Annotated in this window: 18 protein-coding genes; 9 read left to right on the top strand and 9 right to left on the bottom strand. The window is 70.7% G+C overall.

The genetic code is table 11. The features are described 5' to 3' along the window. Positions 1 to 423, bottom strand: a 423-nt coding sequence (locus tag AC156L_RS33600) for a hypothetical protein (protein WP_484407599.1), incomplete at its 3' end; no start/stop codon positions are given. Between the two features lie 78 nt (positions 424 to 501). Here AC156L_RS33600 and AC156L_RS33595 point away from each other — a divergent pair. After that, entirely contained in the window at positions 502 to 894 is a 393-nt protein-coding gene (locus tag AC156L_RS33595; RefSeq protein ID WP_330881018.1) for a hypothetical protein, read from the top strand. On the opposite strand, the gene AC156L_RS33590 is transcribed toward AC156L_RS33595, so the two are convergent. Next, positions 891 to 1,187, bottom strand: coding sequence for a YiaA/YiaB family inner membrane protein (locus tag AC156L_RS33590; protein ID WP_330881020.1), 297 nt, complete (start codon positions 1,185 to 1,187; stop codon positions 891 to 893). The genes AC156L_RS33595 and AC156L_RS33590 overlap by 4 nt on opposite strands. A gap of 419 nt (positions 1,188 to 1,606) precedes the next feature. Between AC156L_RS33590 and AC156L_RS33585 the strand changes: the two genes are divergently transcribed. Beyond that, positions 1,607 to 2,680, top strand: coding sequence for a DUF1707 domain-containing protein (locus AC156L_RS33585; RefSeq protein ID WP_330881022.1), 1,074 nt, complete (start codon positions 1,607 to 1,609; stop codon positions 2,678 to 2,680). Positions 2,681 to 2,777: 97 nt separating this feature from the next. After that, a complete protein-coding gene (locus AC156L_RS33580; RefSeq protein ID WP_330881024.1) occupies positions 2,778 to 3,545 on the top strand; it encodes a hypothetical protein in 768 nt (255 codons plus the stop codon). On the opposite strand, the gene AC156L_RS33575 is transcribed toward AC156L_RS33580, so the two are convergent. Further along, complete coding sequence (locus AC156L_RS33575; RefSeq protein ID WP_330881026.1) at positions 3,546 to 4,679, bottom strand: acyltransferase family protein; 1,134 nt, start codon at positions 4,677 to 4,679, stop codon at positions 3,546 to 3,548. Positions 4,680 to 4,881: 202 nt separating this feature from the next. On the opposite strand from AC156L_RS33575, the gene AC156L_RS33570 reads away from it, so the two are divergent. Genes AC156L_RS33570 through AC156L_RS33560 form a run of 3 tightly spaced genes read left to right on the top strand, consistent with a single transcriptional unit; the run spans position 4,882 to position 8,599 of the window. Then, positions 4,882 to 5,958, top strand: coding sequence for a hypothetical protein (locus tag AC156L_RS33570; protein WP_330881028.1), 1,077 nt, complete (start codon positions 4,882 to 4,884; stop codon positions 5,956 to 5,958). Next, complete coding sequence (locus tag AC156L_RS33565) at positions 5,955 to 6,857, top strand: glycosyltransferase (RefSeq protein ID WP_330881030.1); 903 nt, start codon at positions 5,955 to 5,957, stop codon at positions 6,855 to 6,857. Before AC156L_RS33570 ends, AC156L_RS33565 begins: the two co-directional genes overlap by 4 nt. An 11-nt stretch (positions 6,858 to 6,868) precedes the next feature. Continuing rightward, a complete protein-coding gene (locus AC156L_RS33560) occupies positions 6,869 to 8,599 on the top strand; it encodes a methyltransferase domain-containing protein (protein WP_330881032.1) in 1,731 nt (576 codons plus the stop codon). Here the strand turns inward: AC156L_RS33560 and AC156L_RS33555 are convergent. Further along, positions 8,596 to 9,921: an alginate O-acetyltransferase AlgX-related protein gene (locus AC156L_RS33555; protein ID WP_330881034.1), complete on the bottom strand. Its 1,326-nt coding sequence runs from the start codon at positions 9,919 to 9,921 to the stop codon at positions 8,596 to 8,598. The two genes, AC156L_RS33560 and AC156L_RS33555, sit on opposite strands and share 4 nt — an antisense overlap. A gap of 368 nt (positions 9,922 to 10,289) precedes the next feature. Between AC156L_RS33555 and AC156L_RS33550 the strand changes: the two genes are divergently transcribed. Then, positions 10,290 to 10,664 carry a hypothetical protein gene (locus tag AC156L_RS33550; protein ID WP_330881036.1) on the top strand — a complete coding sequence of 125 codons (375 nt, stop codon included), beginning with the start codon at positions 10,290 to 10,292 and terminating at the stop codon, positions 10,662 to 10,664. An 81-nt stretch (positions 10,665 to 10,745) separates the two neighbouring features. Here AC156L_RS33550 and AC156L_RS33545 read toward each other — a convergent pair whose 3' ends face one another. From AC156L_RS33545 to AC156L_RS33530, 4 genes are all read right to left on the bottom strand, one after another. Continuing rightward, positions 10,746 to 11,411 (bottom strand): response regulator transcription factor, encoded by a 666-nt coding sequence (locus AC156L_RS33545; RefSeq protein WP_330881038.1) that lies wholly within the window; start codon positions 11,409 to 11,411, stop codon positions 10,746 to 10,748. Beyond that, positions 11,408 to 12,214, bottom strand: coding sequence for a sensor histidine kinase (locus tag AC156L_RS33540; protein WP_330881041.1), 807 nt, complete (start codon positions 12,212 to 12,214; stop codon positions 11,408 to 11,410). Before AC156L_RS33540 ends, AC156L_RS33545 begins: the two co-directional genes overlap by 4 nt. A 63-nt stretch (positions 12,215 to 12,277) precedes the next feature. Further along, complete coding sequence (locus tag AC156L_RS33535) at positions 12,278 to 12,463, bottom strand: DUF397 domain-containing protein (protein WP_414720097.1); 186 nt, start codon at positions 12,461 to 12,463, stop codon at positions 12,278 to 12,280. A gap of 9 nt (positions 12,464 to 12,472) precedes the next feature. After that, complete coding sequence (locus AC156L_RS33530; protein ID WP_330881043.1) at positions 12,473 to 13,294, bottom strand: helix-turn-helix domain-containing protein; 822 nt, start codon at positions 13,292 to 13,294, stop codon at positions 12,473 to 12,475. Positions 13,295 to 13,393: 99 nt separating this feature from the next. Here AC156L_RS33530 and AC156L_RS33525 point away from each other — a divergent pair, with 99 nt between their 5' ends. Further along, positions 13,394 to 13,657 carry a hypothetical protein gene (locus AC156L_RS33525; protein ID WP_330881045.1) on the top strand — a complete coding sequence of 88 codons (264 nt, stop codon included), beginning with the start codon at positions 13,394 to 13,396 and terminating at the stop codon, positions 13,655 to 13,657. A gap of 190 nt (positions 13,658 to 13,847) precedes the next feature. Here the strand turns inward: AC156L_RS33525 and AC156L_RS33520 are convergent, their stop codons facing one another. Next, positions 13,848 to 15,638, bottom strand: a complete 1,791-nt coding sequence (locus AC156L_RS33520; RefSeq protein ID WP_330881047.1) for a gamma-glutamyltransferase family protein — start codon at positions 15,636 to 15,638, stop codon at positions 13,848 to 13,850. Positions 15,639 to 15,936: 298 nt separating this feature from the next. On the opposite strand from AC156L_RS33520, the gene AC156L_RS33515 reads away from it, so the two are divergent. Next, entirely contained in the window at positions 15,937 to 16,695 is a 759-nt protein-coding gene (locus tag AC156L_RS33515; RefSeq protein WP_330881050.1) for an SDR family NAD(P)-dependent oxidoreductase, read from the top strand. Positions 16,696 to 16,866: the final 171 nt, after the last annotated feature.

Raw genomic sequence — 16,866 nt, 5'->3', positions numbered from 1 at the left:
TCGAGCCGTCCCCGTTGGCACATCACGATTTGACCCGACCAGGTGATCAAGATAGGCAGTCCGGGTGCTGTGGGGGCTTCCGGGGAGGGTCGCGGTGGGCGCGCTGGTGGGTGCCGCCTTCGCCGCCCTCGTCGCCACGAGCCCCTCGGCGGAGCCGGTTCGACCACTCGGCGGCACCCCGAACGTCCTCGTCGTGACCGCTTCGGCCACCCGCACGGAGCTCAAAACGGCGTCCAGCACCCCTGCCCCGGTCGTCTCCACCCCTGTTTCGACCACTACGTCCGCCGGTGTGACGACAACGTCGACGACCACCACGACGACGACCACGGCCGCCGTGACCACAACGGCCGTGACGACAACGACGCAGGTCCAGCCGCCGACGACCACCACGACGACGGTCCGGCCGACGACCACGACCACCACCCGGAGGCCCTGCGGTCTGCTGTCGTGCTGATCTCTCCCCCTGGAAGTCAACGCGGTGGAGCCGGCAGAATCCGAGTTGTGACGTTGAGCCAGGAGCACCAGCAGTTCACACCCGGCAACGAACCGACGATCAAGTTCCAGAGCGACGCGACGGTCAAGTTCCAACCGGTCGGCCCCCCGCCGCCGTTCGTACCACCGCCCGCGCGGCAGGTCCCGCCACCGGCGCCCCAGGTCGCGGCAGCTCCTCCGCCACCGGCGCCCCAGGTCGCGGCAGCTCCTCCGGCACCGGCTCCACCGGCCGCCGCTCCACCGGCCGCCGCTCCCCCGGCGGCAACTCCCCCGGCGGCGACTCCCCCGGCACCGGCCCCCGAGGCCAAGCCCGCGGCCCCCAAGCCGTACGTGCCGCGCAGCGCGGCCCGCCGCCTCGCCCGCAAGATCCTCGGCCCGTCGCTGATGACCAAGAGGGGCTAGAGCGCCTCGACCTTGAACGGGTCGTGCTCGGCCAGCAGCTTCTCCAAGCGGGCCTGGTCGACCCGGCTGGCGAGGTACTGCTCCTCCTGGCGGTCCCGGATGCACTTGGCGAGCGTGAACGCCGACGTGACCGTGAACAGCAGCCCGAGGGCCAGGAACGCTCTCACCCACCCGTCGACGGGCAGGTAGGCCACTCCGAGGCCCACCGCGCCGAGCGAGACGGCGAACGAGATGACGGCCTGCGCGTAGAACGCCGTCGAGGTCGGGGTGTGCTTCTTGGTCGTGGCAGCCATGCCAGGAATTCTGCGGTCGGCACCGGCCGCTGTCTTGAGTACCGCTACTCAACTTGTGCCGCTCGACCGCGGTGCCGCGGGTGGGCCTGTGGTGACCGTTCCCTCGGCGACCACCCATCGCGCCGCGCTGGAGCGGCTGTGAACGCACGGGCGGGGCGCGTTCCGCGTCGATGAGCGCGGTCTTGCCGCGCCCGAACCGGGCCGTGGCACCGATGTGCGGAACGCGGGCGGTCGGCGTGGTACCGAAGTCATCCGGTAGCGACCCATCTCACCTGCGGATTTGCCCGACCGGCTGATCGGTGCGCCCGTGGTCGGTCAAGATAGGCTCGGCTGGCTTGGCCACTGGTGTCGACTTGTTCCCAACGGCCACGACACGGACGTCCGAGAAGTCGCGGACAGATCGCCGAGAGGGATTTCAGATGGGCTGGCAGGAAGAGCTGAGCGCTCTGGACGAGGCGCTGGCGGCCGGGCGGATCACCGCGGACCAGCACCGGTCGCGTCGCGACGAGCTGCTCGCCGCCGCGTCCGGGGGTGGCCCCACGCCCATGCGGTGGCGGGCCAGCCAGCCCGCCGACCCCGAGGCGACGAGCGTGATCAGGAAGAGCGACTTCGCCGACCCGGAGAAGACGCAGCAGGTGCGACCGGTGGGGTTCCCGGCCACCCCGTCCACGTCGCAGCCGCTGCCGCAGTTCCCACCGCAGCAGCAGTTCGGCCAGCCTCCCAAGAGGCCGGTCCCGCCGTGGGAGGACAAGGGTTTCGGCGTCACGCCGAGCACGTCGGGCGTGCACGGCGCCGAGGTGTTCGACTCGAACGCGGGCAAGAGCCCGAGGGTCGGCATCTACGTGCTGATCGGGGTGCTGGCGTTCGTCGTGATCGGCGGTGGCGTCTTCTGGTTCGGGCTCAGCGGCGGCATGGGCACGCAGTCGGCGGCCCCGCCGCCCGCGACGACGACGGAGGCGTTGACGAGCGCGCCGCCCACGTCGAGCCCGCCGCCCGCCCCGACCACCACGGCCCCTCCGTCGGGCCTGGCGGCGGTGCCGGACCCGCCGGGCAACCCGTACCCGAAGAACGGCGAGTACACGCTGGAGACCGCCAAGGACGCCAAGATCATCCCCGAGGGCGACCTGGCGGCGCTCGAAGCCGCAGGCGTGGACAAGGTCTTCGAGAAGTCGAGCGGTGACGGCACGCTGTCCTACGCCATCGCGGTGTACGTCGCCGAGGACGAGCAGTCGGCCAAGGACCTGTCGGCCGCGCTGGTGGAGAACCGGGCCGTCGCCGGTACGTCCACTGTGGAGCTGAACGACGTGCCGAAGTCGGTGACGATGACGAAGCTCGCCACCTCCAACCAGTTCCTGTACCGCGGCATCTACACGTCGGGCAAGATGACCGTCCGCGTCGCGACGGCGGGTCCCACCACGGTGCCGGACCAGGACGTGGGCGGCAAGTTCGCCGAGTTCATGCGCGGGGTGGTCGGTTCCATCCGGGTCGGCTGACCGGCATCGGCACCACCGCGAGGATCTTGACGACGGGACTCGGGCAGGATGGTGCAGTCCCGATCGGGGCTGTCGATCGATACGTGAGGTGCTGGCGATGGACTGGCAGGAGAACCTGCGCGCGCTCGACGTGAGGCTGGCGGGTGGTGAGATCACCCGCGCCGAGTACGTCAAGGAGCGCGACAGCCTTCTCGTTCGGGCGGCCGCGCCCGCTCCCGGTTCACCGGCGGTGGACTTCGCCGACCACACACCCGTCGACGAGCCCGTCGCCGCACCGCCCGACGCCGCAGCCGTGCGCAAGCCGAAGCGCAAGCGCCGGTGGATCGCCGTCGTCGCCGTGCTCCTGGTGGCCGCGCTCGCCGCGAGCACGTGGTGGTTCACCCGCGACACCGGCTCGTCGGGCGCGGCGGCGGCGAGCAGCGCGGCGCAGATCCCGGCGCTGCCCGGCGCGGGCCAGACGGAACCGGAGATGGACGTCGTCCGCGCGATGAACCTGCGGCTGCTCTCGCCGCAGGAAGCGGGTCTGCTCAACGACAACGGCGTCAACAGGTTCCACTTCGCGACGTCGTACGAGAACAACACGTCCTACGCGCTGATCGTCGTGCCCGCGGGCTCGGCGCAGGAGGCGGGGCAGGTCGCCGCGGGGTTGACGGAGCAGCTGCGCACCGCGGGCTTCGTCGACGTCAGCGAGGGCCGCTTCGTCCTGTCCGCCCCGGACAAGGCGGTGCTGCGCCTCGTCTACACCTCGGGGGACAAGGTGGTCCGCGTCGGCGTCGCGCAGGGGCCGAAGCCGGACATGGCGCGGCTGGCGCAGGACCTCACCACCCTGCTGGCCACGGTCCAGGCCGCGCTGCCGAGCAGGTGATCAGGTCCTGACCCGCTCGAACTCGACGGTGGGCGCGGAGTGCGACGGCGGTTCCGGCTTGCGGCGCAACAGGACCCGGCGCAGCTTCATCGCCGGCTTCTCGACGAGGTTCCACGACAGCAGCCCGAGGGCGAACGCGATGGGCACCGACACCAGCGCGACCACCAGTTCCGACCGCGCGCCCGCCCACACGACGAGCTGCTCGGTCGGGAAGCCGTAGAGGTACACGCCGTAGCTGGCGGCGGTCAGCGAGGACGGCAGCCACAGCGTGCTCGGCAGCAGCGTGCCGATGGCCAGCGCGATGTAGGGCACGGTCACCAGCCGCGTCAGCTCGGTCATCGGCGACGCGTACATGACCACCTCCACGGCGACGCACACCAGGACACCGCCCCACGCGTACCGGAACTTCTCGCGGTAGAGGTGGGCGAGGATCCCGACGCAGTACACGGCGAGGTACTGCACCAGCGGCGACGTGGGCACCAGCAGGAACACCGGGGGCGTCTCCCACTGCGCGGTGAGCATCCGCTGGAACAGCACGGCCAGCGCGAGGGCGACCACCAGCACGACCCACCGGCGCCGGAGCGCGCCCACGAGGCCGAACACGGCGATCAGCAGGTAGCCGAGCACCTCGATGGCCAGGCTCCACAGGGACCCGTTGACCGCGTTGGGGTAGGGGTTCTCGGTGAACACCCCCGGCAGGGCGTACCGCTGTGGGAAGATCAGCAGGTTGTCGTAGAGGTAGCTCCACGTCGCCGGGTGCCGGAAGTAGGCGCCGGTGGGGAGCGTCGTCAGCAGCGGGCCCAGCACCAGGGCGCACAGCGCGAGCACGACCACGAGACCGGGCAGGATGCGGAGTGCGCGCTTGACGGAGAACCGCCACGGGTGGGGATCGCGTTCCCAGCTCTGGACCACCTGGTAGCCGCTCATGGCCATGAACGCCGACACCATCACCGTGCCCAGGTCGAACCCGAACCAGACCGGCAGCACCGAGCCGCCGGACTTGGTCAACGGAGCCGCGTGGTCGATGATGATGCAGAACGCCGCGATCAGACGAAGGGTCCCGAAACCGTCTGTGGCCCTCTTGCGGTCGTTCGGCGCGCTGCCCTCGGAACGACGATTCCCCCAGATGCCCACCGGGGCCTCCTCCCGCCGACCCGCAGTCGGCGGACCGTAGGATAGGCGAACCGCGAGGGCCGGGGGTTTTTCCGTGCGCACGTGCAGAGATTGACCACGAGGGAGGATCGCGGTGACCTGGCAGGAACAACTCCGACAGCTCGATGCGGCGTTCGCCGCGGGGAAGGTTTCGGCAGACGTCTACCGGCGTCAACGCGACGACTTGCTCGCCAGTGCGCAGAGCGGCCAGAGCGCCGCGCCCCCGCAGCAGACCGGACCGGACTCCAACCCGTTCCCCGCTCCGTTCAAGTGGAGCCCCCAGCAGCCCCAGCCGTCCCAGCAGCAGCCGTCGGGCTCCTCGGAGTCGACGCAGTTCATCAAGCCCGTGGGCACGCCGGGCGAGGCCGACCGCACCCAGGTCGTGCCCAACAGCGGTGGCCAGCCGCCCGCGGGCGACGCGGCCGAGCGGACGCAGGTCGTGTCGAACGCCGACCGCACGCAGGTCGTGCGCGGCCAGCAGCAGCAGGGCGCGCCCTGGCAGGCCCAGCAGGGCACGCCGTGGGGCGGCGACCAGAGCGCGTACTCCCCTCCGTGGGCGGGTGGTGACCCCGAGCAGCAGCAGTGGAGCGGGTTCAACACCCAGGGCCCCGAGGTGTTCGACGAGAGCGGCGGCGGCAAGGGCAAGGTGTTCGCCATCGTCGGCGTCGTCGTCCTCGTGCTCGCCATCGCCGCGGGCGTCTACTTCTTCGCGATCAAGCCGGGTGGCGGTCAGTCGGTCGCCGACCCGACGTCCTCGTCCTCGGCCGCGCCGACGACCACCACGAAGCCGAAGCCCAGCCCCTTCGGCACGCTGGTCGTGCCCGAGGGCCGCTCGGCGGGCCCGAAGACGTACACGCCGGAGGAGTTGACGACGGCCAAGCCGCTGCCGACGCCCGACCTCGTGGTGCTGAAACAGGTCGGCGCGACCGAGGCGCGCTCGGTGATCGTGGTGGAGAACGAGATCACCACGAGCCTGTGGGCGTTCAAGGCCGGCAGCCCCGCCGCGCTCCAGGAGGCGATGGACACCGACCAGAAGCGGTTCGGGTTCACCGAGGACCCGGCGGCCAAGCAGGGCGACATCGTGCCCTCGAAGTCGGTCCAGACCAGTGCGGAGAAGTCCATCACGGTCTTCCGCGCGCACTACGTCGCGGGCGGCGAGGTCATCCGCGTCGAGGTGTTCAGCGTGGACGAGGCCAGCGCCCGGAAGCGCTTCGACGCGGTGTTCACCGAGCAGCTCAAGCACACGGCCCCGACGAAATGAGTTCTCCCTCGTCCGTGCGGGTCGCGGTCGTGCTCTACGAGAACCCGCTCGCCGAGGTGTGGCGGTGCGTCCGGGCCCTCAACCGGACGGCGCAGCTCGCGCTGGACGCCGCCGAGGTCGGGCTGAACAAGGTGGCCCTGGCCATCGGCGACTGCTCGGACGTGCCGGTGATCAGCGAGGGCGACCTGCGGGAGCTGCGCGCGGGCGCGGACCCGCGGGTCACGCTGGACTACACGTGGTTCAACGCGAACCTCGGCCACAGCGCGGGTTCGAACGCGCTGGCCGAGGGCGCCACCGAGGACGCGGTGCTGTTCCTCAACCCGGACAGCTACGTCGCCCCGACGCTGCTGCGGCACCTGGTGGAGGCGCTGCGCGACCCCGACGTGGTCGCCGCCGACGGCCGCCAGATCCCGTGCGAGCACCCGAAGCACTTCGACCCGAGGCTGGGCGACCAGAGCTGGGCCAGCGGCGCGTGCCTCGTGGTGCGCACCGCCGACTTCCACGCCGTCGGCGGGTTCGACGCGCGCTGGTTCCCCTCCTACGTCAACGACGTCGACCTGAGCTGGCGGCTGCGGCTGCGCGGCTCGCGGGTGGTGCACCAGCCCAGGGCGGTGCTGTTCCACGACAAGCGGCTCGACGCCACGGCCGGGGTGCGCACGACGGCGATCGAGCCGTACGAGGGCATCCTCGGCAGGCTGATGCTGGCGACCAGGTTCGCCCGACCCGACATCGTCACCGAGACCGTCGAGGTCATGGAGGTCCACGGCAGCCACGAGCAGCGCCGCGCGCTGGAGGAGTACGAGCGCAGGCACTCCGGCGGCGACCTGCCGCCGGTGCTGCCCGACGCCGCCTCGGTGGCCGACTTCGTCAACGGTGAGTACGGCCGCCGCCGATTCTGAGGGATGCACGCGTGGGCAACTACGAATTCGACTTCAACGACTCCGGCCCGTACGGCTCCGCCGTGCGGCTGCTGTCCACGAGCGCGCCCGAGGGCCGGGTGGTGCTGGACGTCGGGTGCGGCGCGGGCGCGGTGGCGGGTCCCCTGGGCGACCTGGGCGCGACCTACGTCGGCCTGGACCTGGACGAGGGGTCGGTGGCCGCGCTGACCGAGCGCGGCATCGAGGCCCACGTGCTCGACCTGACCCGTCCTGACCTGCGGGAAGCGCTGGACAAGGCGGTCAACGGCCGCAAGGTCGCCGCGGTGCTGTGCCTGGACGTGCTGGAGCACGTGCCGGACCCGAGGGCGGTGCTGGAGGTGCTGGCGGGCCTCGCCGCCGAGCAGGCGGACGTGGAGCTGGTGGTCAGCGTCCCGAACGTCGGCCACGTGGACCTGGCGCGGCAGCTGCTGTCCGGCCACTGGGACATGACGGACTCGGGCCTGCTGGACCGCACGCACGTGCGGTTCTTCACCGAGCGCTCGCTGACCGAGCTGATGGTGTCGACCGGCTGGTACGAGGCCGCGCGCGAGGACTTCGTGCTGCTGCGCTCCGACCAGAGCCGCGCAGGCCACCCGCTGTTCGAGCCGAAGGCGACGCTGGGCGCGCTCGTGGACCAGGTGCGGTCCGGCGCCGACGAGCACGGCAAGGTCAACCAGTTCGTCCGCCGCTACCACCGCGGTGCCGCGCGGGTCGCCGTCGCCGTCGAGGAGGAGCGGCCGTTCCTCAGCGTCGTGATGCGGACCCAGGGCAGGCGCCCGGACACGCTGGTGGACGTCCTGTGCTGCCTCGGCGCGCAGACCGACCTCGACTTCGAGGTCGTCATGGTCGTGCACGACTCCACGATGGAGACCGACGTGCGGACCGCGGTCGACCAGTTCGAGGGCAACCTCGCCCACCGCGTGACGGTGCTGCCGTGCGACGGCGGCACGCGCGGCAGGCCCGCGAACGCGGGTCTGGCGGCGGCGCGCGGCGAGTACGTCGTGTTCCTGGACGACGACGACCTGGTGACCGCGAACTGGGTGGAGAACATCAAGGCGGGCGCGCGGACGTCACCGGGCACGCTGGTGCGCTGGTGGGCCGCCGAGCAGCACCGCGAGTGGGCGCCGAACGGCCAGCTCGCCACGCACACCGCCACCGGTCCGCTGACGCCGACGTACGCCACGCGGTTCGACATGGTCCGGCACATCCGGCAGAACGAGACGCCGTTCCACTGCTTCGCGTTCCCGCGCGTGCTGGTGGAGCTGGGGTTCCGGTTCGACGAGTCGCTGACGGTCTGCGAGGACTGGGAGTTCCTGGTGCGCGCGGCGTCGTTCTGCGGCGTGCACGACACCGACGAGATGACCTCCATCTACAACAAGTGGTCGGAGAAGTCGTCCTCGCACGCGGTGGCCACCGACGAGTGGCTGGTGATGCGGTCGATGGTGCACGTGGCGCTGGACGAGAAGCCGCTGCTGCTGCCGCCGGGGTCGGTGCGGTCGCTGGACCGCCGGTTGGAGCGCGAGGAGGTGCTGCAACGGCGCGTCGACGCGCTGGAGGCCGAGCTCGCCGCGGTGCGGGGCCAGTTGGCGCACACCGAGCAGGTGTCGACCAACGCGCACAACGCGCTGTCGGAGCTGCGCGGCTCCACGTCGTGGAAGGTGAGCGCACCGGTGCGGCTGGCGGGCGCGGTGGCGAAGAAGGCCAGGCAGAAGCGCCAGTCCTAGCGGGGCCGCTTGGCCAGTTCGGCCTTCACCACGTTGATGATCGGGTCGGCGACCATCGGGTTGATGCCCGCGGTGAGGCTGCGCTCCACCGCCTCGAACACGACCACGTCGCTGTCCGCGAGCGTGTTCGCGACCTTCAGCACGTCGGTGCCCGCCGTGTCGCTGTGCACGACGGTCAGGTCGGCGAACCCGCCGCTGAGGTACGGGATGGCGGGCAGCGTGAACGAGTCGGCGATCATGCTGACCTTGGTCCGCACGACGCCCTTCCCGGTCGCGCCGGGCAGCCGGAGCGGGTCGCGGAACGCCTTGTCGACCGCCTTGCTCTGCACCGTCTGACCGTCCGGTGCCAGGTCGTAGGTCTGCACCGGGAACTCGACGGTCTTGCCCAGCAGCGTCGGCAGGTCGCCTTCGCGCCGCACCACGGTCGCGGGCGTGGCCTTCCAGGTCGCGGTCGAACCGGCCTGGACCGCCTCGGCGATCAGGCGGGTCATCGCGAGGCCGCCCTCGTGGGTCCAGTGCGTGTCGATGGTGGAGTAGACCGGGGCGCCGCGGCGTTCCCCGGCGGCGCGCAGGGCAGGCCGGACGTCTAGCACGCCCGCGTCGGCCAGCGCCCGCTTCCAGAAGTTCTCGCGGGCCTCGGTGGAGCAGGCCTTGCCGACGTAGTCGGCGGGCAGGTGCTCGGGGACCATCGTGGTCTTGTCCGGCGCGACGATCAGGATGAACTCGCGCCCCGACGACTCGACGGCCTCGCGGAGCTTCTTCATCCCGCCGATCACGTCGTCGACCGACCGCTCCGGCAGGCACGCCCCGAGCACGTCGTACCCGAGGTAGAGCCACTCGTCCGAACCCTCGATGACCTTGGGGAACCCGCTGGCGCGCAGCTTGTCGCGGTCCTCGTCGGACGCGCTCGGCGTCTGGACGGGCGCCTGCACCGGGCCGACGACGGCGGGCTTCTGCCCGAGCGGCGGCGGTTCGCCGAACACGCCGCGGCTGATCGCGTCCTCGGCCAGCACGGCCTTGTCGCGCAGCGGCAGGTGGTCGGTCGCCCACTGGTCCAGGCCCGTGAGGAGGCCGAACCCGTCGGTGACGGACGGGAAGTCGGCGAGCTTCCTGTTCTCGAACTCCGGCGCGCGCACGCCCACGACCAGCAGCAACATCGGGACGCAGAAGAACACGAGCGCGGCGACGCGCGCCGTCGTCTGGCGGGCTCCGTGCCTGGGCCGGTGCAGCGGGTGCTCGCGGGGGAGCCAGGACTCGGCCAACGGCGGCAGGCCGGGAACCCCTCCGGGCGGGGTCGGCGAATCAAGCCGGTTGGCGGTCACCTGGTCAGGGTATCCAGCGCCGCCGCGGCGGGTCGCGTGGATCTGCAACCTCGCACGAGAGCCGCACGTCTATACCGGTGGGTCGAGCGATCAGGACCCTGACGAGTCGACGGAGGCCGCCATGTGGTTGCATGTGACCCTGGTCACTTTGGCAAGTGTCGCATTCCTGGCACGAACGTTCCGGGTGCTCAGAGCGGGACCCAAGAGAACCGGACAAGAGCAGGACAAGCTTCTACCGCCATCCCCGATTGAGACATAGACAAGACCCACAGGTCTATGTTGGATTCCCTCGTTTGCCGTACGATCCATTCCAGTTGATATTGGGATCGGTCTACGCCCGACCCGGACCTCACAGAGGTAGGTGCGTCATGGATCTCGCACTGAGCAAGGTCATCGAGTTGCGCGAAAGTGGCTTCCAGTTCCTGCACCTGAGGGACGGAGAAGGCGAACTCGACCGGATCATGGCCTTCAAGCAGCGCAGAGGCTTCATCGACTCGATCCTCTTCTGGTCTGAGACAGAAGCTCGCGCAGGCCGTCTACCTGCGGTTCGAGACAGCACGCGCCCCGCGCAGGCCGTCTGGATCTACGAGGGTCAGCTCGTCGAGGCCGTCGACCGCCTGCTGCACCTGCCCGAGCCGGGGGCCCGCAACGCGCCGTCGTTGATGAAGAGCACCGCGTCGGACCTCGCCGTCGTGACGACGCTGCCCTTCAAGTTGAACCTCCCGCCCGGCGCCATCGCCTAGCCGTCAATTGGTCGCACTGCGTCAATAAATTACTCCGTGACCAATACGACCAATACAGCCGGTAACGGGCTCATGAATTGCTCATAATCTTTTAGCGGTTACGAGTCCCGATTCATAAGCGAGAACGACGAGTTGCGCCCGGTCCCTCGCGGCAGTCTTCGTCATGATGCGGCTCACGTGCGTCCGGGCCGTCGCAGGGCTGATGACCAGGTGTTCCGCGATCTCGTCGTTCGACAGTCCACCCGCCACGAGCGCCAGGACCTCTCGCTCACGATCAGTGAGTTCTCGCAGCGCAGATGGGTGAACGCGACGATTCTCCGGTCGCGACGCATACTCAGCGATGAGTTTCCTGGTCACGCTCGGTGCAAGCAGGGCGTCACCCGCGGCGATCACGCGCAGGGCGTGCAGCAGCTCCACCGGTTCGACGTCCTTCAGCAGGAACCCGCTCGCCCCGCCCCGCAGCGCCTCGAACACGTACTCGTCCACGTCGAACGTCGTCAGGACCAGCACCTTCGTGTCCCGCAGCTCCGGGTCCCCCGAGATGAGCCGCGTCGCCTCCAGACCGTCCGTTCCGGGCATCCGGACGTCCATGACCACGATGTCCGGCCCGCACTCCCGCGCCCGCGCCACGGCCTGGGCACCGTCACCGGCCTCCCCGACGACCTCGAAGCCGTCCTCGGTGTCCAGCAGCAACCGGAACCCGGCCCTGACCAGCGCCTGGTCGTCGGCCAGCACGACCCGGATCATCCGCCTCCCCCTTCGACCGGCAGCACGGCCCGCACCTCGAACCCACCGCCCGGCACCCCGCCCGCGTCGACGCTCCCGCCGAGCGCTTCCGCCCGTTCCCGCATCCCCGCCAGCCCCGTCCCCGCACCGATGCCCGGCATGGTCGCCCGACCGTCGTCCCGCACCGTGATCTCCAGTTGACCACCGGTCCGCTCGAAGCGAATGGTGATCTTCGTGGCGTCCGGCGCGTAGCGCAGCGCGTTGGTCACCGACTCCTGCACGATCCGGTACGCCGCCACGTCCACCGGCACCGGTAGATCGCCCGGTTCACCCAGCACCTCGACGGGTTTGCCCACCGGGGCCAGCAGCTCGTCGAGCCGAGCCAGGCTCGGAGCCGGAGCCGTGCCCTCGCCGCTGCGCAGCACCCCGAGAGTTGCCCGCAGGTCAACCAGGGCCGCCCGACTCGCTTCCTTGATCGCCAGCAGCGCCTTCACCGCCTCGTCGGGTTTGCGATCGGCCACGTGCGCCGCCACCCCCGCCTGCACGTTGATCATCGCCAGGCTGTGCGCCACCACGTCGTGCACCTCGCGCGCGATCCTCAACCGCTCCTGCTCGGCCTGCCGCCGCCGCCGCTCGACCGCCGACACCCGGCCCAGGCTGAAGACGGCCAGCGCGGGAGCCGCGACGAGCGGCCCCCAGTGGCCGGTCGTGTAGTACAGCCACGTCGACGTCCCGGTGAGCGCGATCGTCGCCACCGGGTACCGCTTGCGCAGGAACAGCAGCCCGAACGTGGCCGCGAACCAGGCGTAGGGCAGGAGGAACACGGCTCGACCGTACGGGAGGAGGTGCCCTGGGACGTCGGTGCTGGAGCGGCACCGCGGCGTACGTCAGCGGTCGTACGCGCCGCTCCTGACGGCGACCAGAAAACCGGACCAGTCCGGCAGCGAGACCGCCGGGCCGGTCGGGTTCTTGGAGTCCCGGACGACCGCGGCGACACCGGCCAGGGCGACCTCGACACAGTTCGCGTTGCCGCCGGCGTTGCTACGGCTGCTCTTGCGCCACACAGTGGACACCACGATCCCCTATCGCTCAGCGGCCAACCCCTCGATCCACGTCACGGACTCGTCCGGGGACAACGCGCGCTTCGAGAGGTGGTTGAAGACGAGTTTACCGGCCCTGACCTTCTCGGGGTCCTCGATGTGGATCGCCCCGGTGGCGTGCTCCACGTAGAGGACCTGCGAATCCCGCCTGTCGGGGAAGTCGAGCAGCGTGAACGGGCCGCTCTGACCGTCGTGGAAACCGACCGAGCGGGGCAGCACCCGCACGTCGACGGCGTCGAGCCGACCGCGCTCGACGATGTGCCGCAACTGCGCCCGATCGGCCTGCGCGAGGGCGCTCTCGGCGATCACCACCTGGAGCCGCAACGGGTCGGCGGCCAGCAGGCGCTCCTGTCGGCGCATCCGCACGAGCACCTGGTTGTCGACCCACTGCCTGGACCGCTGGACCCGAGCACCCGCGAAAGCCGCGCGCACGTACGCCTCCGTCTGGAGCAGGCCGGGCACGTGGGCCAACTGGAAGTCCCGCACCACGCACGCGTCGTGTTCCAGACTGGTGTACCCGTGGTCATCCACTCCGTACGGGTGCCACCAGCCCTTCTCGATGGCGCGCTCGTACATGTCCAGGTAGCGCTTCCACTCCGGCACCGGCAACCCGTACTCGTCCAACATCGCCCGCAGGCCGTGGTACTCGGGCCGTTGGCCGTTCTCGATGCGGCTGAGCTTGCGGTGGTCGTAGCGGAGTCGGGCGGCGGCTTCCTGCTGGGTCAGTCCAGCGCGCTCCCGCAGCACGCGGAGCGCTTCGCCGAGCTTCCGCTGCCGGAACGTGGGTTCGGCGTTCTTGCCCACCAGGCACCTCCCCGTGATCGCCCGACCACGAGACGTTACGACCTGGAATGCACGCGGCGGGAATCCCACCGCGTGACGCCCGCGTGGACCGTCCACCGCATGGACGACTACCACCACCGGATCGAGTACCAGAGGCGGCGGCCGGGCGGGGCGCTGGTGTGCGAGCACGTGGAGAACGTCTCCGACCACGGCTGGTACGTCGTGCGGGGCGAGGCGTGGAAGGCGCACTACACGCGGGGCTGCGCGGCCGAGTACCTGACTCGGGTGCGGGCGGAGAGCGGTACCTACGTGGTCGTGGTGTGGCGGGCGGACGTTCGGGTGTGCACGACGAAATTGGACTGGGCGCGCCCCTCTCGCGGGTGAATGAAGTCGCCCAGGGTGATTACGCGCCTTGCTCCGGACGGCCCGGATGCGGCAATTTCCCCGCCATGAACCTCGGGCGCGCCGCAGCGGTGCCGTGCCGGAGGGGATTCCGGTACCGGAACGGCCCTGCTCCCCTCCCCCCTCGGGTCAGGGCCGTTCCGCTCCTAGCGCGAGCGTGCGCGGCCGGGGGCTAGCGGCCGACCGCGTAACCCTGGGCCCCGCGGGGGTTGGCGGCGGCGCGGAGCAGGCCGTCGCGGGAATCCCGCGCCACGGCGGACATCCGGCCCAGCGTCCAGTCGCCCGCGTCGACGACGGTGTGGCCGCGGTCGCTCAGCTCGGCCATCGCCGCCGCCCCGATCCGGGACTCCACGACCAGTTCGCCCGGCGTCCACGTGCGCGGGAAGAAGGAGCTGGGGAACGCGTTGCTGTGCCACAGCGGCGCGTCGATCGACGCCTGGAGGTTCAGGCCGCCGGTGGTGTGCGCGAGCCAGAACCCGAGCTGCCACTGGTCCTGCTGGTCGCCGCCGGGAGTGCCGAACGCCAGCGCGGGCAGGCCGTCGCGCAGCGCGAGCGACGGGGTCAGCGTGGTGCGGGGGCGCCTGCCGGGGGTCAGGGAGTTGGGCAGGCCCTCGTCCAGCCAGAACATCTGCGCGCGGCTGCCGAGGCAGAAGCCCAGCGACGGGATGACCGGCGACGACTGGAGCCAGCCGCCGGACGGGGTGGCGGAGACCAGGTTGCCCCAGCGGTCGACGACGTCGACGTGCACGGTGTCGCCCTTGGTGGTGCCCGCGCGTTCGACGGTCGGTTCGCCGATGGCGCCGCCGAGGTCGGTCGGGGTGCTCGGTCCGCGTCGGATGTGCTCGGCCAGCCGCGGCGTGAGGTCGCGCGGCGAGCCGGGACGCAGGTCCAGCGAGGCGTTCTCGTCCACGAGCTTGCGGCGCACGTCCGCGTACTCGCGCGACAGCAGCACGTCGAGCGGCACGTCACCGGAGTCGCCGTACCAGGCCTCGCGGTCGGCGAACGCCAGCTTCGCGCACTCGACGGCGAGGTGGATCGTCTCGGCGGTCGGCTTGCCGTCCACGTAGGACAGCCGGTCGGAGAAGCCCTCCAGGAGCCGGAGCTGTTGCAGCAGAACGGGTCCCTGCGACCAGGCACCGCACTTGGCGACCGTCCAGTCGCCGAAGTCGGCCGTGACGGCGTCCTCGTAGGTGGCCTCCCACCCGGCCATGTCGGCGCCGGTGAGCACGCCGGCGTGGTCGCGGCCGGAGTCGTCGCGGAACTCGGACCGGCAGAAGTCGTCGACCTGCGCGGCGACGAAGCCCTGCGACCAGGCGCGGCGGGCGGCTTCGATCTGGGCGTCGCGGTCGCCGCCCGCGGCCTCACCCGCCGCCAGCAGCCACTCCCACGTCTCGGCGAGCTTCGGGTTGCGGAACCGGGTACCGGCCTCGGGCACGTGCCCGCCGGGCATCCACTGCGCGGCCGACGTGGGCCAGTGGTCGCGGAACAGGTCGGAGACGCGGGAGATCGTGAACGACACCCGCTCCAGCAGCGGGAAGCCGTCGCGCGCGTAGCCGATCGCGTAGCCGAGGACCTCGCGCAGCGACTTCGTGCCGTAGTCGCGCAGCAGCGTGAGCCAGCCGTCCCACGCACCGGGCACGGTGGCCGCGAGCAGCCCGCTGCCGGGCACCAGTTCGAGGCCGAGGCCGGTGTAGTGGTCGATCGTCGCGCCCGCCGGTGCGACGCCCTGGCCGCACAGCACGCGGGGCGCGGACTCGTTCACCGACGAGAAGACGATCGGGACCTCACCGCCGGGTCCGTTGAGGTGCGGTTCGACGACCTGGAGCACGAAGCCCGCCGCGACGGCGGCGTCGAAGGCGTTGCCCCCGGCCTCCAGCACGGCCATTCCCGCCGAGGAGGCGAGCCAGTGGGTGGACGCGACCATGCCGTGGGTGCCGACGAGTTCCGGCCGGGTGGTGAACACGTGGCCAACTTACGCGGTGGGGAGGATTTTGGTTACCCCGGCTAACGAACAGAAAGTCGATCACCGAGGTGTAGCGGAGCGTGACATCGGGTATCCCCTGAGTGCACGCAGACAACCCTCTGCCGGACGACGCGGGGGAACCACGAAGAGGGGCACTGTTCACCACATGGAATTGCTGGTCATCCTGGGCCTGTTCGTCGGACTGGCAGCACTGGCCGCTGTGCCGTTGGTCGCACTGCTCCACTTCTCCGACCACCGGAGCAGGAGCCTGCGCTGAACGAGCGTTAACCTGGGCCGCATGCAGATCACGGGTACCGCGGCGATCGTGACGGGTGGTGCGTCGGGCCTCGGTGGGGCAACCGCACGCGCTCTGGCGGCGAAGGGCGCGCACGTCTTCGCGCTGGACCTGCCGTCGGGCATCGAGAAGGCCGAAGCCGTCGAGGGCGTGACGTACCTGCCCGCCGACGTGACCTCCCCGAGCGAGGTGCAGGCGGCGGTGGACACCGCGGCATCCGCCGGAGCACCACTGCGCATCGTCGTCAACTGCGCGGGCATCGGCCCGTCGAGCAGGACGGTGGGCAAAGCGGGCCCCCACGACCTCGACCTGTACCGCAAGGTCATCGAGATCAACCTGGTGGGAACGTTCAACGTCCTGCGCCTGGCGGCAGCGGCCATCGGCAAGACCGAACCCCTGGAAGACGGCCAACGCGGCATCGTCATCAACACCGCGTCCATCGCCGCCTACGACGGCCAGATCGGCCAGGTCGCCTACGCCTCCTCGAAAGCAGCGGTGGTGGGCATGACCCTCCCAGCGGCGCGAGACCTGTCGACCGTGGGAATCCGCGTGATGACCATCGCCCCCGGCATCGTGGACACCCCCATGCTCGCAACGGTGTCGGACGATTTCCGCGCAGGCCTGGCAGCAGGCGTCCCGTTCCCCAAGCGCCTGGCCCTGCCAGCGGAGTACGCCCAACTAGCGCTGACGATCATCGAACACGACTACCTCAACGGCGAAGTGATCCGCATGGACGGCGCCCTGCGCATGGCCCCCCGCTAAGAACAAGACCCACCACACCACGAAACCCGACCGGTCACGGAACGTGGCCGATGTGACTCGGGGTCGTGAGCCTTGAAATTGATGATCGGGCAGGCCTTCGGGACTGCCCCTTCGGCCCGATCAAGGCTCACGAGAGGGGTCCCGAGCCACATCGGCCGCACCACCCACGAG

This window comes from Umezawaea sp., assembly GCF_057122925.1.
The sequence above is the reverse complement of the archived record's forward strand: the minus strand, read 5'-3'. Positions and strand labels throughout refer to the sequence as shown.

Coding starts and splice junctions, on each gene's coding strand:
- AC156L_RS33590 (WP_330881020.1), bottom strand. CDS start 1,187: ATGGCTGCCACGACCAAGAAGCACACCCCGACCTCGACGGCGTTCTAC.
- AC156L_RS33580 (WP_330881024.1), top strand. CDS start 2,778: ATGGACTGGCAGGAGAACCTGCGCGCGCTCGACGTGAGGCTGGCGGGT.
- AC156L_RS33585 (WP_330881022.1), top strand. CDS start 1,607: ATGGGCTGGCAGGAAGAGCTGAGCGCTCTGGACGAGGCGCTGGCGGCC.
- AC156L_RS33550 (WP_330881036.1), top strand. CDS start 10,290: ATGGATCTCGCACTGAGCAAGGTCATCGAGTTGCGCGAAAGTGGCTTC.
- AC156L_RS33515 (WP_330881050.1), top strand. CDS start 15,937: ATGCAGATCACGGGTACCGCGGCGATCGTGACGGGTGGTGCGTCGGGC.
- AC156L_RS33565 (WP_330881030.1), top strand. CDS start 5,955: ATGAGTTCTCCCTCGTCCGTGCGGGTCGCGGTCGTGCTCTACGAGAAC.
- AC156L_RS33545 (WP_330881038.1), bottom strand. CDS start 11,411: ATGATCCGGGTCGTGCTGGCCGACGACCAGGCGCTGGTCAGGGCCGGG.
- AC156L_RS33525 (WP_330881045.1), top strand. CDS start 13,394: ATGGACGACTACCACCACCGGATCGAGTACCAGAGGCGGCGGCCGGGC.